Annotated in this window: 20 protein-coding genes; 7 read left to right on the top strand and 13 right to left on the bottom strand. The window is 44.7% G+C overall.

The window, feature by feature from the left end; all coding sequences use genetic code 11:
* Positions 1 to 124 precede the first annotated feature (124 nt).
* The 4 genes from rplI to IW644_RS16175 form a co-directional block, all read right to left on the bottom strand.
* Complete coding sequence (rplI, locus tag IW644_RS16190) at positions 125 to 577, bottom strand: 50S ribosomal protein L9 (protein WP_012519953.1); 453 nt, start codon at positions 575 to 577, stop codon at positions 125 to 127.
* 26 nt (positions 578 to 603) lie between these two features.
* Positions 604 to 831 carry a 30S ribosomal protein S18 gene (rpsR, locus tag IW644_RS16185; protein ID WP_012519954.1) on the bottom strand — a complete coding sequence of 76 codons (228 nt, stop codon included), beginning with the start codon at positions 829 to 831 and terminating at the stop codon, positions 604 to 606.
* Between the two features lie 11 nt (positions 832 to 842).
* Positions 843 to 1,244, bottom strand: a complete 402-nt coding sequence (gene rpsF / locus IW644_RS16180; protein WP_269918465.1) for a 30S ribosomal protein S6 — start codon at positions 1,242 to 1,244, stop codon at positions 843 to 845.
* A gap of 185 nt (positions 1,245 to 1,429) precedes the next feature.
* Positions 1,430 to 2,671 (bottom strand): GAF domain-containing sensor histidine kinase, encoded by a 1,242-nt coding sequence (locus IW644_RS16175; RefSeq protein ID WP_333473902.1) that lies wholly within the window; start codon positions 2,669 to 2,671, stop codon positions 1,430 to 1,432.
* A 261-nt stretch (positions 2,672 to 2,932) separates the two neighbouring features.
* Here IW644_RS16175 and IW644_RS16170 point away from each other — a divergent pair, with 261 nt between their 5' ends.
* From IW644_RS16170 to IW644_RS16160, 3 genes are all read left to right on the top strand, one after another.
* Positions 2,933 to 3,220: a YebG family protein gene (locus tag IW644_RS16170; RefSeq protein WP_269918464.1), complete on the top strand. Its 288-nt coding sequence runs from the start codon at positions 2,933 to 2,935 to the stop codon at positions 3,218 to 3,220.
* Positions 3,221 to 3,468: 248 nt separating this feature from the next.
* Positions 3,469 to 4,272: an ABC transporter ATP-binding protein gene (locus IW644_RS16165; protein WP_269918463.1), complete on the top strand. Its 804-nt coding sequence runs from the start codon at positions 3,469 to 3,471 to the stop codon at positions 4,270 to 4,272.
* On the top strand, positions 4,272 to 5,576 hold the full coding sequence (locus IW644_RS16160) for an ABC transporter permease (protein WP_269918462.1): 1,305 nt from the start codon (positions 4,272 to 4,274) through the stop codon (positions 5,574 to 5,576). Before IW644_RS16165 ends, IW644_RS16160 begins: the two co-directional genes overlap by 1 nt.
* 25 nt (positions 5,577 to 5,601) lie before the next feature.
* Here the strand turns inward: IW644_RS16160 and IW644_RS16155 are convergent, their stop codons facing one another.
* From IW644_RS16155 to IW644_RS16115, 9 genes are all read right to left on the bottom strand, one after another.
* Positions 5,602 to 7,185 (bottom strand): methyl-accepting chemotaxis protein, encoded by a 1,584-nt coding sequence (locus IW644_RS16155; RefSeq protein WP_269918461.1) that lies wholly within the window; start codon positions 7,183 to 7,185, stop codon positions 5,602 to 5,604.
* Positions 7,186 to 7,339: 154 nt separating this feature from the next.
* Positions 7,340 to 8,845, bottom strand: a complete 1,506-nt coding sequence (locus IW644_RS16150) for a sensor histidine kinase (RefSeq protein ID WP_269918460.1) — start codon at positions 8,843 to 8,845, stop codon at positions 7,340 to 7,342.
* A gap of 76 nt (positions 8,846 to 8,921) precedes the next feature.
* Positions 8,922 to 10,004, bottom strand: coding sequence for a methyl-accepting chemotaxis protein (locus IW644_RS16145; protein ID WP_269918459.1), 1,083 nt, complete (start codon positions 10,002 to 10,004; stop codon positions 8,922 to 8,924).
* A gap of 150 nt (positions 10,005 to 10,154) precedes the next feature.
* Positions 10,155 to 10,469, bottom strand: coding sequence for a hypothetical protein (locus tag IW644_RS16140; RefSeq protein WP_442864457.1), 315 nt, complete (start codon positions 10,467 to 10,469; stop codon positions 10,155 to 10,157).
* Between the two features lie 129 nt (positions 10,470 to 10,598).
* Positions 10,599 to 11,897 (bottom strand): sulfite oxidase, encoded by a 1,299-nt coding sequence (locus tag IW644_RS16135; protein WP_333473899.1) that lies wholly within the window; start codon positions 11,895 to 11,897, stop codon positions 10,599 to 10,601.
* Positions 11,898 to 11,964: 67 nt separating this feature from the next.
* Positions 11,965 to 12,969: a YeiH family protein gene (locus IW644_RS16130; protein ID WP_269918457.1), complete on the bottom strand. Its 1,005-nt coding sequence runs from the start codon at positions 12,967 to 12,969 to the stop codon at positions 11,965 to 11,967.
* 4 nt (positions 12,970 to 12,973) lie between these two features.
* Positions 12,974 to 13,981: a TauD/TfdA family dioxygenase gene (locus IW644_RS16125; RefSeq protein WP_269918456.1), complete on the bottom strand. Its 1,008-nt coding sequence runs from the start codon at positions 13,979 to 13,981 to the stop codon at positions 12,974 to 12,976.
* A gap of 9 nt (positions 13,982 to 13,990) precedes the next feature.
* Positions 13,991 to 14,944 carry an aldo/keto reductase gene (locus IW644_RS16120; RefSeq protein ID WP_081366557.1) on the bottom strand — a complete coding sequence of 318 codons (954 nt, stop codon included), beginning with the start codon at positions 14,942 to 14,944 and terminating at the stop codon, positions 13,991 to 13,993.
* A 316-nt stretch (positions 14,945 to 15,260) separates the two neighbouring features.
* On the bottom strand, positions 15,261 to 16,010 hold the full coding sequence (locus tag IW644_RS16115) for a GntR family transcriptional regulator (RefSeq protein ID WP_179984874.1): 750 nt from the start codon (positions 16,008 to 16,010) through the stop codon (positions 15,261 to 15,263).
* Between the two features lie 98 nt (positions 16,011 to 16,108).
* Between IW644_RS16115 and IW644_RS16110 the strand changes: the two genes are divergently transcribed.
* The 4 genes from IW644_RS16110 (at position 16,109) to IW644_RS16095 (ending at position 23,571) form a co-directional block, all read left to right on the top strand.
* Positions 16,109 to 16,861, top strand: coding sequence for a sulfite exporter TauE/SafE family protein (locus IW644_RS16110; protein ID WP_269918455.1), 753 nt, complete (start codon positions 16,109 to 16,111; stop codon positions 16,859 to 16,861).
* A gap of 199 nt (positions 16,862 to 17,060) precedes the next feature.
* Complete coding sequence (locus tag IW644_RS16105; RefSeq protein WP_269918454.1) at positions 17,061 to 19,127, top strand: glycoside hydrolase family 31 protein; 2,067 nt, start codon at positions 17,061 to 17,063, stop codon at positions 19,125 to 19,127.
* Between the two features lie 16 nt (positions 19,128 to 19,143).
* On the top strand, positions 19,144 to 20,871 hold the full coding sequence (locus IW644_RS16100; RefSeq protein ID WP_269918453.1) for a solute:sodium symporter family transporter: 1,728 nt from the start codon (positions 19,144 to 19,146) through the stop codon (positions 20,869 to 20,871).
* Positions 20,872 to 21,162: 291 nt separating this feature from the next.
* Complete coding sequence (locus tag IW644_RS16095; protein WP_269918452.1) at positions 21,163 to 23,571, top strand: TonB-dependent receptor; 2,409 nt, start codon at positions 21,163 to 21,165, stop codon at positions 23,569 to 23,571.
* The last annotated feature ends 74 nt before the right edge of the window (positions 23,572 to 23,645 follow it).

The following is a 23,645-nucleotide window of genomic DNA, read 5'->3' as shown; positions in this document are numbered from 1 at the left end:
AGAGCGAAAGTTAATGTAAAAACGACTGTTAAGTTGTGGTGTCGTTAATTTTTAATGATTGATAGAAAATTTGAAGCCAAAAAAAAGCCGCTCTTAGAGCGGCTTTCTTCAAATACGTCAGCGATTACGCTTCAGCAATGATGATCACTTTGATAGAAGTGATAACGTCAGAGTGAAGTTGTAAGTCGATGTCATACTCACCAGTCTCACGAAGAGTACCAGTAGGTAGTTTAACTTCTGCTTTTTGTACTTCAACGCCAGCTGCAGTGATTGCATCAGCGATGTCACGAGTACCAACAGAGCCAAATAGTTTACCTTCGTCACCAGCAGGAGCTGCGATTGTAACTTCAGCAAGCTCAGCAACTTTTTCAGCGCGTGCGTTAGCAGCAGCTAGTTGCTCAGCAATTTTCGCTTCAAGCTCAGCACGACGTGCTTCGAACTTTTCAACGTTGTCTTTAGTTGCAGGAACCGCTTTACCCTGTGGGAAAAGGAAGTTACGAGCGTAACCAGACTTAACAGTCACTTGGTCGCCCAGGCCGCCAAGGTTGGCGATTTTATCTAGTAGGATGATATTCATCTTAGCTAACCCTTATATTCGCCAAATTACTTGTGTGAATCAGTGTACGGAAGCAACGCAAGAAAACGTGCGCGCTTGATCGCAGAAGACAGCTGACGCTGATATTTTGCGCTTGTACCAGTAATACGGCTAGGGACAATTTTACCGCTCTCAGTGATGTAGTTCTTAAGAGTAGCGATATCTTTGTAATCAATCTCAGTCACACCTTCTGCAGTGAAACGGCAGAACTTACGACGTCTGAAAAAACGAGCCATGGGTGATCTCCTTAAGCGTTGTCTTCAGTGGTTTCAGTTTTCTTTTCCGCGCGCTCTTGGCGAGGTGCAGAATCGTCACGACGCTCACGACGAGGCTCTTCTTTCATCATTGGAGAAGGCTCAGTCACAGCAGTCTTAGTGCGCATAACCATGTTACGTAGGATCACGTCGTTGAAACGGAAAGCATTTTCCAGCTCATCAACAGCTTCTGCAGACGCTTCAGCATTGATTAGTACGTAGTGGGCTTTGTGCAGCTTTTCAATTGGGTAAGCCAGTTGACGACGGCCCCAATCTTCTAAACGATGAATCTGACCACCGTCTTGCTTTAGGATAGTAGTATAACGCTCGATCATACCAGGTACTTGTTCACTCTGATCAGGGTGAACCATAAATACGATTTCGTAATGACGCATTATAGCTCCTTACGGTTGTAGCCTCGACAGTACAGCCGACTGTATGGAGACAAGGAACGAATTGGGATGGCTGTAAGGGCGCGCATTATACGCACACAAACATCGTTGCACAAGCATTAATCAACTTTTGCAATCATTTTGCGCTTGTCATTATTTAAGTAGTTTGTACCAATAACGTTTCGCGGTTAATGCGAAACGCTTTCATGTGGAATAGAAGAAACACGGATTAAAGGAAAGCAAAAGGTAAATTCTGTGCCGTTAAAATCAGAAGTCACGCTCAGTGAACCTTGGTGCGCTCTTGCAATTTCTGATGCGATAAATAACCCCAACCCTAACCCGTCGTTTTTTACACTGCTTTCTTTACGCCAGAAAGGCTGAAAAAGACGCGCCTTAGACTCATCAGATATTGGTGTACCGCTATTTCGCACACTGAGAATGAAATCGCTTCGGTTGGTGATGACTTTCACATATACCGGATACGCCTGGTCGCCGTGAACCAGAGCGTTTTTCAACAAGTTCGATAAAAGCTGACACACCCGCTTTTCATCACAGACCAACTGCTCGGTGATATCAATATGCGTTCTGATAGTGCAATTAGGGTAATTAGTAGCTAGCTCTTCAGCCGTGTAATTCAATTGTTGCGTTAAACTGGTTGCTTCGGCCATTTTCACAGGTAAGCCTTCGCCCATTCGGCTATGAGTAAAGTCCATCGCATCTTCAATTAAACGCGCCATCCTCTGCACACTATTTTTCATTCTCGACACAGCTTTAAATACAGGTACTTGAACAGTGCTGGCTATTTGACTGTCTTTTATTATGTCGTCAAGAAAGCTGATACCAATTTGAATGGAAGATAAAGGGGTCCGAATATCGTGGCCTAAAATAGCGATATACTGCTCTTGAAGGCGAGCAATATTTCTTGCATCGGTTAGCTGTGCCTGTGAACGCTCCATCTGGTCTTTTAATAAAATTTGACTAGATATAAGTTTAGCGAAAGCGCTAATTTGCCCGTGAACAAGTTCGTTGCGTAACTCCCTAGGCTCTGGGTCTAGGCCGCAAAGCGTTCCGAAAAAGTTACCATTTGCATCGTATATGGGGTAGGAGAAATAACTTTCAAAGCCATACATAATAGGAATGGGATTATCACAATATTCACTATCGGCAGATGCATGATTAATCACTATCTGTTTTTTGCTAGCTCTGACGGTTCTACAAAAGGTAGTTTCAATTTCCAAATGATCGCCAGGCGTTAGACCAAATTCGGCATTATCTAATACGGCACACATTGTCCATGCTTCTTCGGTGACTCTCGCAACACAGATAAAACGCAAATCTAAGCTACTGGCTAATATTTGCATTATATAAGGGACTGCTTCGATTGCGTCGATAGCCTGAATATTTTGCTGAACAGCTTCACTCACTACCATAACTTTAGAGTTCCTTTTTTCGAGAGTGTGCTTATGAACACTACATTTCTACTGTTCCAGGTATTTAGGACGCTGAAATAAATTACTAATTTACGGTTTCCGAGGACTTTGAATCCAAGCGTACATGAAGCTCCCAAACTACACTAAAGTATAATCAGCAGCAATGTTACCGATAATGACAAGAATATTTTCTATTTACTGTTTATTTATACAGTATTTTACTGTACAGTTTTCGGGTCTTTAATAAACAGGGGACCTACCATGGCCATTACCACACAGTATGTTGTTACGCACAAAGGGGTAGAAAAATTGGTAACTACCGACAAAAAAGAAGCGGATCAGTACGATAAGATGCTTGATGCAGCAGATAACCTTGCTGACTATATTCACGCAATGGGCATAAAGCTAGACGATAGCGTAGTTGAAGAACTCACAATTATGCTGGCGAAAAACAAAGATAAAGTCGGCAAAATCTTTAAAGGCGCTACAGCAGAAAGCGTATTAGAAGATGAAAGCGCAGAAGTAGTAAAGCTACAGGCCAACGGCTGACAATCGTAGCTCAACTCGCCCTTTATGTCGTTATGATGAACAATAAGTAAGAGCAACTGCCGCTTTAAATGCGTAAGTTCTGATAACATAACTTCGCAAAGTGATGTTATTTGATAACATCACTTTAAAGCGGTACTACCTCCCGTTACTTGCTTCTTGCTGACTGAAATAGGTTGGTAAACAAGTAAGAAACAAAGTACCGCCTTTGCTAATGTGAACATAAGACATATATACAGGTCGGGCTTAGCGTGAATACCATCAATAAAAACAATAGCACTCATTCCCAGCACAACGCAGTGTCTGAAAAGCACAACGCATTAATAGAAGAGTGCAACCTAGCAATTGTAGTAAATAATTTACAGTTTTCGTACAGTAAAGAAAGCCCGCCCGTCATAGATATAGAAGCATGGCAGGTGCCACAAGGTGAACATGTTTTTCTATCAGGCCCTTCGGGTAGCGGAAAGAGTACATTGCTTAATTTACTATGCGGTACTTTGACACCCACCCAAGGCGACATAACCTTGTTATCGCAGCCATTCTCTTCCTTATCAAACCGTCAGCGAGATAAGTTTAGAGCACGCAATATTGGCGTTGTCTTTCAGCAGTTCAATCTTATTCCGTATCTTTCTGTAGCACAAAATATTAACGCTGCAGTGTACTTCGCAACTAGTAAAATAAGTAAAACGGCAGGAGATGATAAACTTCTTCATTTACTCGACAAGCTACAGCTTCCTTCACAAGTACTACACGCGAAGGCCGATGCCTTAAGTATTGGCCAGCAGCAGCGCGTAGCAATAGCCCGAGCGCTTATTAATGACCCACAGTTATTAATTGTCGATGAACCGACTTCGGCGTTAGATAGTGATGCGCGAGATAGCTTTATGTCGTTGTTAAAAGATGTTGCAGGTAAGAGCACCATGATTTTCGTTAGCCATGATAAAGCAATGGAGAGCTATTTTGACCGTCATTGCAGTATCAGTGATCTGAGCCCAAGTACGAACCACGCAATGTCCTCATTCGGTGGCATCGAACAAGCAAAGGAGCGTGCGTAATGCTAAGTACCATTGCTATTGAAAGTCTAAAGCGCAGGAAAACAACGGCAATACTTACGCTGTTAAGCATTACCATCAGCATTAGTTTACTTTTATGCGTTGATATTATTCGCAGCCAAGTGAAAACCAGCTTTACGCGTACAGTGTCCGGCGTCGACCTTATCGTTGGTGCTCCAAGCGGCCAGCTTAATCTACTATTGTCGTCGGTGTTTAATATAGGAACCCCCACTAAGGGCATTGAATATAAGAGTGTTGCATCGCTTAAATCTAACAAACAGGTGTCGTGGCTCATTCCACTCTCTTTAGGTGATACTCACCGAGGTTTTAGGGTGGTAGGTACGACCAACAGCTTCTTTGACCACTTTAAATACGGTGACATGCAGTCACTACAGCTATCTGATGGAGCGACATTTACACAGCCACTATCTACGGTAGTTGGTGCTGATATAGCGGAATCATTGGGATATGAAGTGGGTGATAAAATTATTATTTCTCACGGTTTAGGCAGTGTCTCATTCAATAATCACGACGACCACCCTTTTACTATTTCCGGAATTTTAGATAAAACGGGCACCCCGGTAGATAAGGCGGTGTATGTCACCTTGCAGGGGCTTGAAGAAGCCCACACAGGGCCTAAGCATTCGCCCACTTCAATGTTAGGCCGTAAATCGAGTAATAAATCCACCGCAGACGAGCACGAGCACGACGAGCATACCGGTGAACATGAGACATACAACAGCGAAGCCTTTGCCCCAGAGTCAGTATCAGTTGTGATGCTTGGGCTAAAGCATCGCGTTACAGCGTTACAGCTGCAGTACCAAATCAACCAAAGTAAGAAAGAGCCGCTTATGGCTATACTACCGGGAATGGCACTCGCTGAGCTTTGGCAAATTATGGGAAATGTAGAGTCGCTATTGCTTGGGTTATCTGGCCTTATCGTTATATGCGCGCTAATTGGGCTTGCGACTATGCTACTTGCAACTATGCGTGAGCGTTATCAAGAAATTGCCGTGTTACGAACTATAGGCGCAGGGCCATTTACCTTACTGCTACTCATACAAATTGAAGCTATGCTGCTTACTATGTTGAGTGCTTTGCTAAGCTTAGGTTTGGTGGCCGGGTTAATGAGCGTGCTAAAACCCTGGTTAAGCAGCACCTATGGATTGTTTTTGAGTAGTCCGCTGTTTGGGCAAAGCAGCGTTATTATCATTTTACTTATACTAGGGTGCACCTACTTAGTTTCTCTGTTCCCAGCCGTCGCCGCCTATAAACGCGGCCTACATGCTGGACTCAATACGAACTAGGCGAAGCCCACACGGGGGGAGAGGGCTACTCTCCTACCCGCTTGTCTGTACTGAAACGCAAAATCAGCTCGTGAACTTGATTTACCGTAGCGCGTAAATCGTGGCTCGCTGCTAGCGATGCCTCAGAGGAGCGCTGAGTTTCAGAAGCGCCATCAGCCACTTCCACTAACTGCTGGTTAATATGCTCTGCCACCGTGCTTTGCTCTTCTACAGCAGAAGACATCTCTACCGTAGCATCAGCAATACCTTTCACCGCATTATTTATTTCAAATAATGCCCCACGTGTTTCTTCCACGATTATGCTGCCGTGCTCTGCTGAAGCTAGCCCTTCTGTAGATACCCGCACAGCGCGATCAGAACGCTCAGCCAGTTCACTGATGATATTGTGGATTTTGTCGGTTGATTCACGGGTTTTCGAAGCCAGTGTACGTACTTCATCGGCAACAACCGCAAACCCCCTTCCCTGCTCACCTGCCCTAGCTGCTTCAATGGCAGCATTAAGCGCAAGCAGGTTAGTTTGCTCGGCAATGGTGGATATAATGTTGGCCGCTTCACCTATATCGCTGGTTGACTGAGCGAGCTCAGTTACCGTTGTTGAAATTGACTCTACCGCCTCGCGTAAAGCAACAATTGCCTGCATGGCTTGTTCAGCTTTTTGGTTACCTGTTTCTACGTTAGCTGCGGCTGTTTTAGCACTTTTCGCATTTCCTTCAACCCGCTCAGCCACTTCTTGAATAGCCTGACTCATTTGCGTCACGGCAGACGCTATTTGCTGAGTGGCTTGATTTTGCTGTACAACGGCGGCGCTAGTACTTTCTGCCTGATGGTGGGTTGTATTAGCTATGTTCTCAAGACCTGTTGATGCATCTTTAATTCGGGTTAACGCCGTGCGATTTCTCGCAAGTTCACAGCCTAGCGCGAGTTTAGCCTGGCTTATATGAGGTGGATCAGGAAAGTAGGTTTGTGACACAGTTTCATTTGCGTAGCTTTCAGGACTAAGCGCAAGTAGTCCGTGCCAATCTTTTTTGGCTTTAGTTTGTTGAGCCAACATTAAAATAATAGCGCCGAGTAGCGCTATACCAGCAGCAACAGCGCCATGTGTAAACGCCAATATCAAAACCATTAGCGCACTGAGTACTAATGATGGTGCTAAATGCGAAAGCATTTGTATGAGGCGAACCGCTGGCGATACCGGCGATTTGCCTTCTCTTATTCTTTCATAAACCTTTGTAGCTCTGTTTATTTCATCATTTAACGCAGGAACTCGGACAGATTCATACCCCACAATTGTTTTACCTTCATAAACGGGAGTCACGAATGCCGAAACCCAGTAGTGATCACCATTCTTCCTTCTGTTTTTAACTAATCCCAGCCAGCTTTGTCCAGACTCTAAAGTACGCCACATTTCCTTAAACACGGGCGCTGGCATATCGGGGTGTCGAATCAAGTTATGGTTTTTGCCTATTAATTCTTCGCGGGTAAAGCCACTTGCTTCCACAAACTCGCTATTACAATGTTGAATAACACCACGTTTGTCGGTTGATGAAATAAGGCGGTGGTGAGGGGGGAATTTATACTCTTTTTGGGTAACAGGCTGGTTATTTCTCATTGAATACTTTCTCCATTTTGCAAAGCGTTCGTCCTTAAAGCAGAGAATCTTTGCTTTCTCATAAGACTAGAACATAAACAGCCGCTGTCTAGCTTGAGCAAAAAATTAGAGAAATTTTATATTTTATCAGTGAGTTAGGAAAGCACTTTATACTTTAGGCCAATGGCAATACAACAGACACTTTTGTGCCTCTGCCCTCAGCACTGACAATATCAATCCTGCCATTATGCTCCTCGACAATGGTCATAGAAATTGACATACCCAGCCCAGTGCCCTCACCTGGCGGTTTGGTAGTAAAAAACGGAGTGAACACTTTACTAAGCGTTTCTTTTGACATGCCCGTACCTTCATCTTCAACGACAAGATAGACACTGCCTTCCTCCTTCCGTACTTTTAGGGTTATGCTTTTCCCTTCAGGCGTGGCATATATCGCATTAGTTAAGAAATTTACAAGCACTTGCTGAATTTGCCCTGAGTTGCCGTTAAAGAAAGCGTCTTCCTCTGGTACTTCAAAGCGTACTGTATTGCGATAACGATGCAAATTGTTGGTAAGCTTAATCGCTGTGTTCATGGCTTCGATAGCGCTAATTTCGGAATGCTTGCCCGAACCTGGATAAGAGAAACTTCTTAACGCTTTCACGATTTCGATAATACGCTCAATACCTTCATGAGACTCATCAAACATTTCCGCGATTTCATTTGCACTTTCTTTAAGCGAAAAACGCTTTTCTAGCGCCATGAAATGCGCTGCAACTTCACCACCAGCTTCTTTACAAAGGCTACCTATTTCTTCAAGCGCACGCTGATAATCGGTAAAGATATCTTTTGCAACGACAGTGTTACTTCGCACATAACCAATAGGATTATTAATTTCATGGGCGATACCTGCGGCTAACTGGCCTAACATAGCCATTTTGTCAGCACTGACTAACCTTTCTTCAAGGAAGTCCCGATCCTTTTTCACGTTACTCAGTTCTAGTTGCCTGGTATTTAGTTCACTTTTCTTATTTTGATATCGAGAGGTAATGTTGAGGTAATGCTTCGTGGTATCTAATACGTAAAGTGTTTCTTCTTCTAGATTATCGTCTTTGGTCAACAATACTAACCACGTATATTCCCCCTTCGACATTTCATGCATAAAGTGAAGTAAGCGAGACTCTTTTTCTGTTTCAGGCTGTATTACTGCACTAACACACCAGTGGGAATAGCTTTCTCTTACATCTAGTGGTGTTTCCTGCTTGATAAATTGCGCTAGCGAGGGGGACGTAATCCAGCCCTGCCCCTGAACCAGAACACTGTCATCGTTGCCAATAATGAGTTCGCCATCTTTTAAGGTAAAGGCTTTGCCGCAAAACGCACCGCTGAACTCTACGGCAGATTCAAGCGCCGAAAATATGTAACTCTCTCCAGATGTTGCTTGAGTAAGTTGGGATGCTGTTCGATTGAGGTAGAGAAGCTCTCGCTCCCTTTGTTTAGAGTCTTTTAGTGCTTTGCGTAATGCCTGATTGGCTAAATAGGCATCCTGTGAATAAGTTTCTAAGAAAGATTCAGCGTTTTTACGTGCAATCTTTTGACGCTTAAGTTGACGCTCTAGCGAATTAACACGGGCTTCAAGCGCACGAATGCGTTCGTTTTCGGTGGAATACGAGGTTTCACTCACCTAAAAGCCCTCCATTGTGCGTGCCCTTTAATCGTAAGAGCACGCTTTTTTACGTGTGCTTTAGCTTTTGATAGTTTTATCCGGCTAAACGGTCAAGAAGCATCATCACACGCTCGCTCGCCTGTTCCATTTCTATCAGTTTCGCATCTGCTTCTTCAATATTACCAGCTTGTTTTGCTCTTATTGCTGCAACACCACTACTATGCACTTTTGCATGCGGCGCTTCAATCTCTCTAAAGGCTGTAGTTTGACCAATTGGGCTATTCGCGTTTTCATTGAACCATTGTCCTAAACGACAGCTCACATGATCACTGAAGTCAGCAACAGTCTTATTGCTGAAACCACAAAGCACTTCATAAACGCCAGACTTCCACACAACGAGATCTAACTTTACAGTTTGGATGAACGTAGCCATTGCGCCTTCACTAATGGTTGTCTTCATGCTATCGCAATGTTGCACCATAGTCTCGTAACTACTATTAAGCTGGTTAATGCCTGTTTCTAACTCTTCATTGTTACCACGCAGTTCATTAACACCCGACACCGCTTTCGATGTTGATTGAATAATGCCGTTTACAAGCTCTGATACTTCTGTGGCAGACTTATTTGTCTCAGTAGCCAGTGCTCTTACCTCGTCAGCTACAACGCTAAAGCCTCGTCCAGCATCACCTGCACGGGCCGCTTCAATTGCTGCATTTAAGGCAAGTAAATTAGTTTGATCAGAAATGCTGGTGATAGTGGTTACAAACTTATTGATATTGTCAGCTGTAGTAGACAGACCAGAAATACGCTCGCTCATACTTCCCATCTGAACATTCAGGCCGCTCATGTCAGATACAATCTTGCTCAATGTAGAGGCCGATTCACTAAATAAATCATTTATATCAACGATAGACTGACTCTCGGCATTAATGCGTTCGTAAGAATGTAAAACCGTTTCGCGAACACCTTCAACCTGTGACAGTGAATCTACTAAACATTTAACTACTGTGGCATTGGCAGATGAAACATCTTCGTGCTTGGCAGTCTCTAAAGCCGTAGTCAGCTCTGCATTTTCGGCTTCAAGCAAAGACACTCTGTCTAACGTTTCTTGAAGTCGCTTTTCTAATAGCTGAACTTGCGCTTCTTTTTCTTCGAATTTGCTGCGTGATACAAACATGTTTAGTTACCAATAATTTTTATAGAGTTATTTTGTTCAGACTAACAGAGATTATGTGGTTTCGGCCATTAGCCTGAAGTAGCGTTATTGTTTGATTATCGGCAGGAATTTATAAAACTGTGGGGATTAATTAAACTGTTATCTCTGTTTTTAGTTAGCTGGCAATAAATGAGGTGGTAGAGGCGCACGACGGGTGCTTTTTTTAGGGCCATACCAGGTTGATAGATAATCTAATATCGTTGGTTCTGCCTCACCCAGTGACCACAGCTTCTGTGTATTTTGCATCCAGCGGATAGTCTCCAGCCACCTTTCACGGCTCATGGCATTCTGAGTAATAAGAGAAGTCGAGTGACAGGCACTGCAATGGGCTAACACTAAGTTAAACCCTTCTGCTTTTACGAGGCCTGACTGAGGATCCACAGCAGGCTGAACATGCTCTTTTGATGAACTTGTCATGCTCTCCATATTATTTGTCTCAATATCGGCTGCCGCAACGGGTAGATGAAGGAATCCTACTAGGGCAATAAATCGAACAGTTATGCTAGCCATATCAATTGCCCCACTTAACATACATAAAATCTCACATTCATATACCTACACCACACGCACAGCGATACGGTGACAGGCATTGTTTAAATACCCTTTTGGATTCCATCCAGGTAACACCATAGGCTGTGACTTTCCATGCTCATCTTGTGCTTTAGCCCATACTTCGTAATAGCCCTGCTGAGGGAAGTTTATCTGCGTGCTGAACTGCTGCCATGCATGTCTGTTTGCCGGTGCGTTCAACTGAGCTAGTTGCCAGGTTTGGCCAAAATCAATAGAGGTAAACACCTTGGCAATTTTGCCCTCTCCACTCCATGCATGTCCCCGAACGGTTAGCTTTTCTTTGAGAGAGTGATCGCTGCCAGACTTTGGAAAGGTAATAAGCGACTTGACTGGCATAGCTTCTATAATACACATGTCCTCGTCGGCAACTTTCGCGCCAGGGGCAACAGGTTTGCATGGGACCCGATAGGCTTTTCCTAGCATTTTCGCACCGTCGTGCACGCGATCTCGAATGACTATTTTTTTAAGCCACTTACCTGACGTTGAGGCAGGCCAGCCACCAAATACCAGTCGCAGCGGGTAGCCATTCATTAAGGGAAGCGGTTCTTCATTCATTGCCCAAGCGATTAAGGATTCATCTTCCATCGCTTTGTCAATGGGCACGCCTCGCGAAATAGCCGCCTTGCCCGGTGTTCGGCTCAAGTGCTGGTCGTCACCGTAATAACCAATGTAAACCGCGTCTTCTTTTACGCCCACTGCTTTTAGCACGTCTTTTAGCCTCACTCCCGTCCAGCGTGGGCAGCCTACCGCTCCCGTTGTCCACTGGTTACCGGTGGCGGCCGGTGAGAACTCAGCACGCCCATTTCCACCGCACTCTAGCGTTAACTGATAGGTGTAATGCTTAAATTGAGCTTTTAGCTCTTCAAGGGTAAAGGTTTTTGACTGTGCTGCAGACTCCCCTTCAATAGTAAGCGTCCAACTGTTTGCATCGGGTGCTTGAGGGGGAATACCGTTATTTCTTACGAAAAAGCGCGAAGCAGGTGTGATTGCGTCATCTAATAGGTGTGCTGGCGTTTCTGCGTTTAATGGTCTGTCATTAAGTATGGTTAAGCCATCTTTACCTTTAATAGAAAAAGGCGTGTCGACCTGAGCAAATGCTGCAGGAATAAGCCCCGCAGGCATAAATTGCCCGTACACCACTTCGGCACCGAGTAGCAAAGACAGTGATTTCAAACCTTTGATAAAGCCTCGACGAGTCAGTGTATTGCTGGTTCTTTGAAAAACCTGCTCGTCGGCTTTTACAGGGTCTTTGGCATAAAGTTCGTGAAGGCCGCGTTTTTTCACTTAGATCACCTTATCAGTACAAACGATTTTTATTTAAAACATACTGCTGCAAAATGATGAACAGCCTTTACATGGTGTAAAGAAAACCGAGAATAAGCAGTGCAATCCACAGGGTTTCAGCCACTATCATGACTATGGGTAGCATGCCGACTTCGGCAAGCTTTCCTAAGTTTGATTTCATGCCGATTGCAGTAATGGAAACAACTAAAAAGAAACGAGAAACTTGCGTGCCTGCATCAATTACAAATTCAGGTAACGATACAAAGCTATTAAGCAACATTAATGCAATAAAACCGATGAGAAACAGAGGCATTTTAGGTACTTCACCGCCTTCTGCTTGGGTACTGGCTTTATAGAATCTTTTGATGACAAGCATCATAATCAGTACCACCGGCATCAGCATGGCTACGCGCACCAACTTGGTAAGGGTCGCCATATCTCCCGCACTTTCTGACACCGAGTAGCCTGCACCTACTACCTGTGCTACATCGTGGATTGTGCCGCCAAGAAAAATACCAGCTTCGGTATCTGTCATTTCTAGCTGCCCCGCTATTATGGGATAAAGCACCATGGCGATAGTGGACATAGCCGTTACACCTATAACGGTGAGTAGCGTATCTCGCTCGTGGTTTTCACCTTTTGGCAGTATGGTAGAGATGGCTAGCGCAGCAGAAGCGCCGCAAATAGCGACAGAGCCACCAGTAAGTGCACCAAAGCGTTTTTGAAGCCCCAGCGCTTTTGCCAAGCCCACGCCCAAAACAATGGTCGTAAAAATGGCGCCAGCGAGCATGAGCGCTGTTTGCCAACCTAGCACTGCCAGGTCACCTAGCGCTATTCTTAAACCCAATAGAACCACACCCGCGCGCAGCAAGGTACTTGCGGTAAAGTCGATACCGCAAGCGCATGGCGTATCGTTTTGGTATAAAAACGATACCGCCATGCCTAACAGTAATGCAAACAACATAGCAGGGGCATTGTAGTGCTCACTTAAAAACAAGGCCGCCATGCCCGTGATGGTAGCAATACCCAGTCCTGGCCAAATGTTTTTACATTTTACTGCTATGTCATTCATTGCATTAACGCTCTGAAGCAACCAATGCTACAAGCACTACACGCTTGCGATCGCCAGAGTAAGGGCGACGACCATGCATTGCACGATAGTTATCGACAATAGCCACATCACCGTCTTGCCACTCTAAATCAAACGTGAAGTCTTCAGAAAGCTCAGCAATACGCTCTAGCCCTTCTTTTGGGATAGCGCTGCCGTCACCAAACGTAATGGCTGAAGATGGGTTCTCGCGAACGCCTTTCCAGCCCATGTAAGCTGCAATAAGCTGGTTGTAGAACACTTCAGAACCGTCATCCAATTCGATTACCGCAGGAAGTACAGGTGTAATCGCTTTTAAGCTACCATCTTCTAACCATTCCCAGCTGTAACCTAGTTCTTTGAGCTTAGCTTCACCTTCTTCTACGGTTTCAACACTTAACGTGCTTTTCCAGCTTCGGCCCTGCCCTGAATTGATGTCATTAGCGGCAGGCATAGTGGTGGTGTACTTCAGACCTTTTTCTTTAAAGTCCCTTGCCAGTTCAGGGTTTTCCGCTTTCAATGCTTCAAACAGTTTGTCTGAACGACACAGCGGCGTAGCACCGCCCTCATCTGCTGCAGTTTTGCAAAAGAAGAAAAGCTTACTTGGAGAAATAGGTGTTTGAGCCATTTCGTGATGAAGGAAAATCTCTACATCTTTAGGTGCTTCGTTAGCAGTAAATACACGCTCGGTATAGTTAATGCGCACCGCGTTAGACAGCGACTCTTGATAGGTAAAGTTAGGATAGCCGAAGCCTGCTGAAAAAACGTCAAAGGTCTCTGCTGAATCAAGAGGAAACCCTCTAAATAGCAGCGCACCAGATTTAGCAAGTTTTGCTTCAAGTTCTGCCTGATTCGCTTTAACAAAAGCAACCGTTTCCTCTACAGTGGAACAGCTTTCATTGTTCACGACTATTTCAGGGAACACGCCGCCGTTGTAGTTGTGCTGAGTAGGTACGCTTGCATACGCTACCGCAGAGCTGTCATTGACGTTTTTCATAGTTTACTCCTAGTCGTAAATGGGATGGAAACGATTAAAGGCAGCTTCGCAGAAGTGACCCGGATCGTTAAATCGACGATTCATGTTTAATGCTGAAATAGCCTGCATTTCACTTTCACTTAATGAGAAATCGAAAAGCGCCAGGTTCTCTTTCATGCGTTCTACTTTTGACGTCTTCGGAATAATCGCGTTGCCGCGCTGAATGCCCCAACGCAACACAATTTGCGCTGGCGTTTTACCGTGGGCTTTTGCAGCGGCTTTTACTACGTCCTGCTGAAGTACTGATTCAGTTTGGTCAGCCATTTCAAGCTCTAGGTATGAAAGCGCACCTAAAGGTGAGAACGCGGTAACATTTAAACCGTAGTCTTTTGCTAAACGAATTAGACGTTCTTGGGTAAGGTAAGGATGAGATTCAATCTGTAGCATAGCTGGCTTAATGCGCGCGTAGCTCATTAGGTCATTAAGCAAGCCCGTGTTGTAATTACACACACCAATTTGTTTTGCTTTACCGCTATCTGCGAGCGCTTCCATGGCCTCCCACGTTTTGTGAAGCGGCACAGGGGCAAGCTCCATCTTAGGTTCAGCTGCGTCAGGGTCGTAAAACCACTCTGGCGGATACCGTGTTTCAATTGGCACAAACTTTTGCGCAATAGGGAAGTGGATAAGATACAAGTCTAGGTAGTCTAGCTGTAAATCAGATAGCGTTTTTTCAAGCGCCAGTTCTACATGCTCTGGAGCGTGAAACGTATTCCAAAGCTTAGAGGTTACCCACAACTCTTCTCTGGTACACAGGCCTTCATCAATAGCGCGCTTAATGCCTTCGCCCACTTCTTTTTCGTTGCCATAGTCTGCTGCGCAGTCTAAATGGCGATATCCAGCTTTGATTGCTTGGTATGTTGTTTCAGCACAAATGGCAGTATCTACTTTCCAAAAGCCAAAACCTACCTCAGGTATCTTATTCATTGCTTCATTCACCTTAGAATTTGTTGCATTAAGTTAATTAGTTTTACTTTAACAGTATGCTCTTGTATAACTTCAGCTTCAAACTTTAGTCTTGTATAAGACATAAGTTATTACACAGGCACTCTTATGTCAACAAAGTGTTAACAAACTAAATTAAAAGATCGAGTTTGGCTTTTAGTGATGAGATTGGACAACGCTTATACCCCGGTTTCGGGGGCGGGTATGTTAAGCGGACGTTTATCAATGCCCGCTTTTTAGGAAAGGGCAGTAATGTGAGCGGTAGAAAAGGCTTAGAGCAGACTAGAGGTGAAGCAAGTTAGTCAAGTTCAACTTGATAGTGATAGTGGTCGGTTCTGCATTTACTCTCTCGATACTCTATTAATTTGCCATCAATAGATTCTGTGACGCGAGTGACCAAAAGTAAGGGTGCTCCCTTTTCAATACCTAAGCTTTTCGCATCACTTTTTGACGCTAGAACGGCTTTGATGCTGTCACGGGTTTTAAATACGGTTTGGTTATAATCCGTTTGATAAAAGTGATACAAGGTATGTGGAATATCTTCGCGCTGGTGGATTTCGGGAAACATTTTGAATGGCAAAAATATCGTTTCTAGCATACAAAATTCGTTTTCAAGTATGCGTCTGCGTTTAAGCTTTACCGTTTTATCTTTTGCCGATAAAGCAAGAGCTGCTTGAACCGTTTCACTCGGCTCAACCAGCTCTTTACTGATGAGCTCTGCTTTAGGTAAATCGGCGCCTTTTCCGTCAGCTTGTAACGGGAAAAAGCGAAACAATGCATCTTGAGCGGTATGTTCAGAAACGAATGTGCCCACCCCTTGCCTGCGGGTTACAATTTTAGTGTCGGTAAGAAGTGTTAACGCTTTGCGAACGGTTCCTTGACTCACTTTGAACTCGTCTGCAAGTTTAAACTCACTAGGCAGCATCTCACCGGGTTGCCATCGACGCTCAACAATAAGTTGCTTAATGTATTCAGCTACCTGTTGATACAGAGGCTGAAAAGCGAGACTTGGACCGCTGAGTTTGTGATCGAATTGAGATGAAGACATGAACCCTAACCTAAACGCTTAATTATTGTTTTTATATCATACACAAGAGTTATAGCGCATTTTTGACTTAAATCACATACATAGTAGGAATAACATACATGCCCTTGGAAACACTACTCCCCATGTTCGCCCTTTTAGGTCTTGCGACACTTCTGCAAACATTAAGTGGGTTTGGCTTTGGGCTTATGGTGGTGTCTAGCTTTACCTTGTTTGGTATTTTACCCCTCACAGCGACAACATTTATGGTAAGTTTTTTGAGCCTTTTTAACTCTGTTAGTCTGGTAGCAAGAAACACCGAACAAATAAACAAACGCGCTTTTTCCATTCTCCTTCTTAGCGGTATTCCGTTTATGGGAATAGGATATGCGCTGTTGGAGTACTTGTCCGTTGGTATGGCAACATGGCTTAACCTGTTGCTTGGTTTCGCTATTTTAAGCTGCTGTGGACTTTTATTGGTTAAAAGAAAGCGGGGGCAGCCGTCTGGTAGTGCCTTTGGTTTTACCGTTGCGGGCGGTCTCGGCGGAATGTTAGGCGGGCTATTCTCTACGTTCGGTCCGCCAGTGGTATTTCAGTGTTACAGACAAGCCTGGCCAATTAACGAAATTAGAATTACGCTTCTGGCGGTGTTTAGCATAACGTCGCTATTACGCTTGGCTATAATCCCCTTTGGTACTTTACCTTCGAGCGATGTTTTCCTTTCTGCTTTACTCGCTATCCCGGTGATCCTGATTTTCACAAGAATAGGACGAATGCTTGCGGCACGCGTGCCCGCCGCCTCTGTAAGATTGTTAGCATTGACCATGCTCGCGTTAAGTGGCGTGACACTTATTATCAAAAATATCAGTGTCTAATGTCTCAACATAAACATGAGACAAGCTTACTGTGGCGCAGCTTTGCTCTAATAATAGGGTCAGTGTAACTTCAACTAGACGTCTAAATAAAAAGACAGAGCTCCGATCTAAATCTTTATAATTTGATAATTGCAGATTGACACCCAAGTTACATTTCATTAACTTATGTCTTATATAAGACATCAAGGGTAATGTAGAAATGAGTAACGCTTTTTGTGTAACTGAACCAGATTGGAACAATATTGAAGCTGCTGACATCACCGAGCAGCCCTTTTTGTCAGACGATAAAACACTTATCGTCCCTACGCAATACGGTGAGTTGGGCTTAAGTATCAGCCAGTTTGGCTTACGCATTCAAAGTGACGTTAACGCCACTGATGACTTTGCTATGCTTACACAGTCGCCCGATAAGCAAACGTTAGTATATTCAGGTGACAAGTCGCACAGCACGCTTGTCTCTGGCAATTATCGTTTAGAGATTTTTGCTTCTCCACTACATTTTAAGCTGTATAAAGATGATGTGCTGGTTCAACAAAGCGCTACCGACGGCCACTTTGTGCGCCAGCATCGTTTACCGCCCTTTGCTAAAACAGACAGCGGATGGTTAGTAAGCCTGGAACTTGGTTATGACGAGGCGGTTTACGGTCTTGGCGAGAAATGGGGCAAGCTTGATAAACGCGGCCAACTTATTCGTTCATACAATCACGACGCCCTTGGCGTAAACGCTGAGAAGTCGTACAAAAATACTCCGTATGCGTGGAGCCCTGAAGGTTGGAACCTTTTTGTACATACACCTGCACCTGTCACCCATGGCGTAGGATATGCGCTCTGGTCACAGCGAGCTTATGTGTGCTTAGTAGAAGATAATCTTCTTGACGTATTTTTGTTCCACCAAGACTCACCGGCCCAAAGCATTAAAACCTACAGTGAATTAACCGGCTTTGCCCCTACACCACCTACGTGGAGTTTAGGCGTGATTCTTTCTAAAGCGTATTATAAAGATGCTGATGAGCTGCTCGCAGTAGCCCGTGAAGTACGCGAAAAGAATATGCCCTGTGATGTAATTACCCTTGACGGTCGTGCATGGCAAGACACGGATACTCGCTTTGCTTTTGAGTGGGACCCGAAGCGTTACGAAGACCCACAGCCGGTTATTGATGAGCTCAAAGCGTTAGGTTTTAAAATCTGCGTATGGGAATACCCCATGATTTCAGTGAAAAACCCTCTTTATAAAAAAGCTGCAGAAAAAGGCTGGCTGATAAAAGATAAGCGCACTGGCGAAGCGTATCGCTATGAATGGGACTTGAGCCCATTTGGGGAGGTGCTTACGCCACTGCCAGACTCAGGTATCTTAGACTTTACCCACCCAGAAGCTTATGAGTTTTGGAAAACCTCACACAAACCTCTATTTGACCTTGGTGTAGACATGATCAAGGCCGACTTTGGTGAGCAACTTGAAGACGACAATATGCTGTCGTATAGCGGTGATTCCGGCAATCGCCTGCACAATGTTTACAGTATGCTTTATAACCGCTGCGTTTATGAGGCCGCTGCAGCTTACTGCAAAACTGGCCCATTCTTATTTAGCCGTTCTGCTTGGACGGGAAGCCAGCGCTATCCATCACAGTGGGGCGGCGACCCGCAAGCTGATTGGCACGGCCTCGCGGCAAGTATACGTGGCAGCTTATCGTGGGGCATGTCAGGCGGACCCTTCTTTGCTACAGATATCGGCGGTTTTTACAAAGATACCCGAGATGCAGAGCTCTATGTACGATGGGCGCAAGCATCAGTATTTAGCGCCCACATGCGATTACATGGTATTGGCCCTCGTGAACCCTGGTCATATGGTGATGAAGCATCAGATGCCGTGTTTGACGCATTAAAGCTGCGCTACAAGCTTATTCCTTATTTAAAAGAAACCGCAGAAAAAGCATCTCTCACGGGCCTGCCGGTTCAGCGAGCTATGGCGTTAGCCTTTCCTGACCAGCCGCTTTCTCACGCTTTTGAACACCAGTTTATGTGTGGTGATGACTTGCTGGTTGTGCCTTGTGTCGTGCCTGGCGGCAAAATTAAATACTACCTACCTAAAGGCGAGTGGGTGCGCTTTGGTACCGATGAAGTGGTACAGGGTGAACAATACATAGAAGAGATATTGGCACTTAATGATGTTGCTGTATTCATTCAAAAAGGCAGTCGCATTGTCATGGGTCCTGATGTTCAGCATACCGATATGGATATGTCGAATATCTCACACTGGCCAGCATAGCGCTTAGGAGTTGTTCATGGATATTACCCTTACCCTACTGTCATGTATGGCATTTATGGCGATTGTTGCTGCTATCTCTTACATGAAAACCAAAGGGGAAGTTAACACGCAAGATGGTTACTTCCTCGCAGGAAGAGGGCTGACCGGCACCTTTATAGCCGGGTCCATGATCCTTACTAACCTTTCTGCAGAGCAGCTTATTGGCTTAAACGGCTCTGCCTTCGGCTATAACCTTAGCGCCATGGCGTGGGAAGTAACCGCAGGTATCTCTACCATAATTATGGCGCTTATTTTCTTACCCCGTTATTTAGCGGGGGCTTTTTCCACCCTACCTGAGTTTTTACGAGACCGCTTCGACGACAGCGTGCGTAGAATGACCGTAGTACTGTTTATGGTGGGCTACTCATTAGTGACTATTCCATCGGTACTTTATTCAGGCTCCATTGCAGTTTTGCGACTGTTCGATGTACCGGGCCTTTTCAACGTAAGCTATGAAGTAGGCTTAGTCATAACCATTGTGATCGTGGGCACCATAGGCGCGCTTTACGCTATTTTTGGTGGCCTAAAGGCAGTAGCCGTATCAGATACCATTAACGGTGTAGGCCTTTTAATTGTTGGCTTGCTAGTCCCTATACTTGGTTTAATTGCTTTAGGCGACGGAAGCTTTAGTGTCGGCCTTTCAACTATTGCGACAACAGAAACAGAAAAGCTCAATGCCATAGGCGGCGCTAACGATCCAGTCCCTTTCGGTACTATTTTTACAGGTATGATATTAGCTAACCTGTTCTATTGGGGTACAAATCAATACGTTATTCAACGAACCCTTGGGGCCAAAAACCTGGTTGAAGGTCAAAAAGGCGTGCTGTTCTCAGGCTACTTTAAAGTGCTTGTGCCCTTTATGATGATGCTACCTGGCGTTATTGCTTACCATCTATACCAGGATGAAAACCTACAAACTATCGACCTCGCTTACCCCCATTTGGTTAAAGACGTACTGCCACAGTATTTGTCAGGCTTTTTCTTAGCTGCATTGCTTGGTGCGGTGTTTAGCTCTTTTAATTCACTGCTTAATAGTGCTGCTACTCTATTTTGCTTAGACGTTTATAAGCCCTTCAAGAAAGATAAAGTGAGTGACGAAAAGCTAATACGCGTGGCTAAAATCACCAGTATCGTAATTGCTGTGCTGTCTTTTATCACTGCACCACTGCTTATGTTTGCACCTGAAGGCTTATGGCAAATTATTCGCATATTCACTGGGTTCTACAACATTCCTGTCATCACCATTGTGCTTGTGGGACTGTTTACTAAGAAAGTGCCTGCCCTAGCCGCAAAAGTGGCAATTATCTTCCACGTAATCGCTTATGGGCTATTGAAGTTCGTGTGGGAAGTGGATATCAATTTCATTCACATATATGCCATTTTATTCGCTATAGAACTGACCATTATGTTAACTATAGGTAAACTGTATCCAATGGCGACGCCATGGCATTTTACGCCTAAGGCTGAAGTTAATATGACCCCATGGCGCTACGCTATCCCCTGCGCCATTGTGCTGGTAGGCCTTATCGCTACCCTGTATCTGATGTTCTCCCCAGTGGGCTTTGTAGGCGGGATCAGTAACGCCTTTGTACCGGCTTTAATTGGCTTGTGGGCAAGTTGTTTCGCCGCCATTGGCATTAGCCTTAAGTGGTGGCGGGTAAAATACGAGCAAGGCCTAAAGCGCCTTGCTTCTCAGCCGGCTTAAAACGAACGCTTCGCTCCTGTATAGAAAAAACACAAAAAAGTTAACATAACGTTTGCAAACGACTTAACAATTGTTTAACTTAATTACTCTTATATAAGACATCAGACGAAAGATATCTTTTATAAAGACTGGTAATGACAAATCACATAGTGCGGCGTTTTAAATCATGCCCCTTGTGTAACTAAGAAAAATAAAAAACCAAACACCGTCTACTTACAACGGTTGATATATCCGAAAAATGTTGGCCATTGTTAGTTAGAGCGAGATAAGCGAAATACCCTGGAGAACAACATGAATACAAAAAGATCGATCATCAGTAAGGCGGTAACCCTTGCTATGACATCTGGATTGCTGCTTAACGCAAATGCCTATGCGCAAGATGCAGAGACTGAACAAACCGAAGCTGCAAAAGACGATAAGTCATTCGAGCAGATTGTCGTAACCTCACAGAAACGTGTACAAAGTATTAGCGATGTTCCTGTAGCAGTATCAGTATTACGCGGTGACCAGATAGAGTCAGCTTTCGCAAATAATGTTGAGAATCTTCAGGCTCTCGTCCCATCGGTAAGTTTTCGTAAAGGTACCACAACCCGTAACTCTGCATTAACGGTTCGGGGTATTGGCACAATTTCATTTAGTATCGCAGCAGAGCCAAGTGTGGCAACAGTAGTAGATGGCGTTGTATTAGGCCGCTCTGGACAGGCTTTTGCCGACCTATACGACGTTGACCGTATTGAAGTGCTGCGCGGCCCACAAGGCACACTTTTCGGTAAAAACGCGTCAGCGGGCGTAGTAAATATCACCACAAAAGACCCGTCACAAGACTTAACAGGTAGCCTTTCTACTGAATTTTACCAAGACAACGAATACCGTTTAAAAGGCACAGTGAGTGGTGGTTTAACAGACGACCTTTCAGCTAGCTTGACGGTTTTCCAAGGTAAATTCGATGGTTATATAGACAACGTCTATAACAACGAAACAGTAAATGGCTACGACCGCGAAGGTGCACGAGCTGTTGTGCTTTACGAACCAACCAACGATTTAAAAGTTAAATTTATTAGCGAATTTTACAGTGCTGATGACGACTGTTGTGCCGATTTAGAAGGCGTATCAAGCGGTCGTAACCCAGACTCACAAGCAGCACCAAGCAGCGCAACCATTGCTGATGGTATTGATTTAGAGCAGCGTCAAATTGACCATGATTTTGAGTCTCGTACCATCGACGACCATTCTGCCTTCTCTGTTCAGGTTGATAAGACCGTCGGCGATTATACTTTTACTTCAATCACAGCCCAGCGTTCATGGGAAAATACTGAATTCCGCGAAGGTGACTTCACGTCAATTGCTGGCGACAGCGACCAGCCTGTTTTCGGCGTACCGTTCCAACTGCACGATGTGGGTGAACAGGAGTGGAGTCAGTTTTCTCAAGAGTTCCGTGTTGCTTCTAATCTAGCAGGCCCATTTAACTTCCTTGCTGGTATGTTCTACTGGAACATGGATTCTGAACGTAACTTTACTCGTGATGCTAGTTGCCAAAACAATAATGGTCAGCTTGATCAGGCACTATCTTTTTACGCAGAAAACAATTTATCAGGAGACGACCTAACCAACGCGCTATCAGACTTAGACGCTTACGCTGATTCACTTGGCGTATCATGTAATGCAAACGATATCGTTTCTGCCACTGCATTTATGAGCACCGAGTTTAATAACTGGGCGGTATATGGCGATGGTACTTACGATTTGAGTGATGACATGCGTCTTATCTTCGGCCTTCGCTATACCGATGATGAAGTGTCTTATAAACATCGCCGCATTAGCAACGACGAATATGGACGTCGTGGCGTTGGTGTTCGCCCTGCTACCGAAAACACGGATGCCGAAGGCGTAGTAGATGAAACCAATCTGTCTGGACGTATTGGTCTTCAATACGACCTTGACCAAAATCAGATGGTTTATGCTACTTACTCGCAAGGCTACAAAGGCCCAGGTTTTAATGTTTACTATAACTTTAACCCAGACAACGACGGTCGACCTATTGGCGCTGAAGAATCTGACGCTTTTGAGATAGGCTATAAGTACGCAAGCCGCGACCTATTGTTAAACGTTGCTTTGTTTAGCACCGACATTGAAGGTTTCCAAGCGAATAACTTCGATTGTTCGGACGGTGCGTGTATTACCCGTCTGACCAATGCCGGTGATGTGACAACACAGGGTATCGAGCTTGATATGATGTGGAACGCAACCGACAACCTTACGTTAATCGGTGGTGCTGCATACACGAAAGCAGAAATCGATGAGTTTAACTGTCCTGAAGAAGCGACATGTACTGACCGTTCAGGGCTGGATGTTCCTTTCTCACCTGACATGAAATACTCGCTAACCGCTGAATACTTTATGGAAACAGAGCACGGATTCGATGTTTACTATAACGCATCGTATATCTACACCGACGAGCAGTACTCTGACTTGCCAGGCAATACGGGCGAATTTAATCCGCACTCATTGTTGCCTGACTACAGCATGCTTAACGCAAGCGTGAGTTTCTCATTCAAAGACGATGCATTCCGCGTATCTTTGATTGCTAAAAACTTACTTGATGAAAGCTATGCAACAACGTATAGCGGCGATAACTTCCGTTATCAAATCCCTCGCGATGCAGACCGTTACTACGGCGTAGCCTTCAAGGCACAATTCTAAACCTTCAAAGCGTGTGTGTTTAAAGGGGCGTGTATACGCCCCTCTTTTTTTGAAGGCGATAACTTAAGCGCTAA

This window comes from Alteromonas sp. PRIM-21, assembly GCF_027563165.1.
GTDB classification, from domain to species: Bacteria; Pseudomonadota; Gammaproteobacteria; order Enterobacterales; family Alteromonadaceae; genus Alteromonas; species Alteromonas macleodii_A.
The sequence above is the reverse complement of the archived record's forward strand: the minus strand, read 5'-3'. Positions and strand labels throughout refer to the sequence as shown.

Coding starts and splice junctions, on each gene's coding strand:
- rplI (WP_012519953.1), bottom strand. CDS start 577: ATGAATATCATCCTACTAGATAAAATCGCCAACCTTGGCGGCCTGGGC.
- rpsR (WP_012519954.1), bottom strand. CDS start 831: ATGGCTCGTTTTTTCAGACGTCGTAAGTTCTGCCGTTTCACTGCAGAA.
- rpsF (WP_269918465.1), bottom strand. CDS start 1,244: ATGCGTCATTACGAAATCGTATTTATGGTTCACCCTGATCAGAGTGAA.
- IW644_RS16175 (WP_333473902.1), bottom strand. CDS start 2,671: ATGGTAGTGAGTGAAGCTGTTCAGCAAAATATTCAGGCTATCGACGCA.
- IW644_RS16170 (WP_269918464.1), top strand. CDS start 2,933: ATGGCCATTACCACACAGTATGTTGTTACGCACAAAGGGGTAGAAAAA.
- IW644_RS16160 (WP_269918462.1), top strand. CDS start 4,272: ATGCTAAGTACCATTGCTATTGAAAGTCTAAAGCGCAGGAAAACAACG.
- IW644_RS16155 (WP_269918461.1), bottom strand. CDS start 7,185: ATGAGAAATAACCAGCCTGTTACCCAAAAAGAGTATAAATTCCCCCCT.
- IW644_RS16145 (WP_269918459.1), bottom strand. CDS start 10,004: ATGTTTGTATCACGCAGCAAATTCGAAGAAAAAGAAGCGCAAGTTCAG.
- IW644_RS16140 (WP_442864457.1), bottom strand. CDS start 10,469: ATGGAGAGCATGACAAGTTCATCAAAAGAGCATGTTCAGCCTGCTGTG.
- IW644_RS16130 (WP_269918457.1), bottom strand. CDS start 12,969: ATGAATGACATAGCAGTAAAATGTAAAAACATTTGGCCAGGACTGGGT.
- IW644_RS16125 (WP_269918456.1), bottom strand. CDS start 13,981: ATGAAAAACGTCAATGACAGCTCTGCGGTAGCGTATGCAAGCGTACCT.
- IW644_RS16120 (WP_081366557.1), bottom strand. CDS start 14,944: ATGAATAAGATACCTGAGGTAGGTTTTGGCTTTTGGAAAGTAGATACT.
- IW644_RS16115 (WP_179984874.1), bottom strand. CDS start 16,010: ATGTCTTCATCTCAATTCGATCACAAACTCAGCGGTCCAAGTCTCGCT.
- IW644_RS16110 (WP_269918455.1), top strand. CDS start 16,109: ATGCCCTTGGAAACACTACTCCCCATGTTCGCCCTTTTAGGTCTTGCG.
- IW644_RS16105 (WP_269918454.1), top strand. CDS start 17,061: ATGAGTAACGCTTTTTGTGTAACTGAACCAGATTGGAACAATATTGAA.
- IW644_RS16100 (WP_269918453.1), top strand. CDS start 19,144: ATGGATATTACCCTTACCCTACTGTCATGTATGGCATTTATGGCGATT.
- IW644_RS16095 (WP_269918452.1), top strand. CDS start 21,163: ATGAATACAAAAAGATCGATCATCAGTAAGGCGGTAACCCTTGCTATG.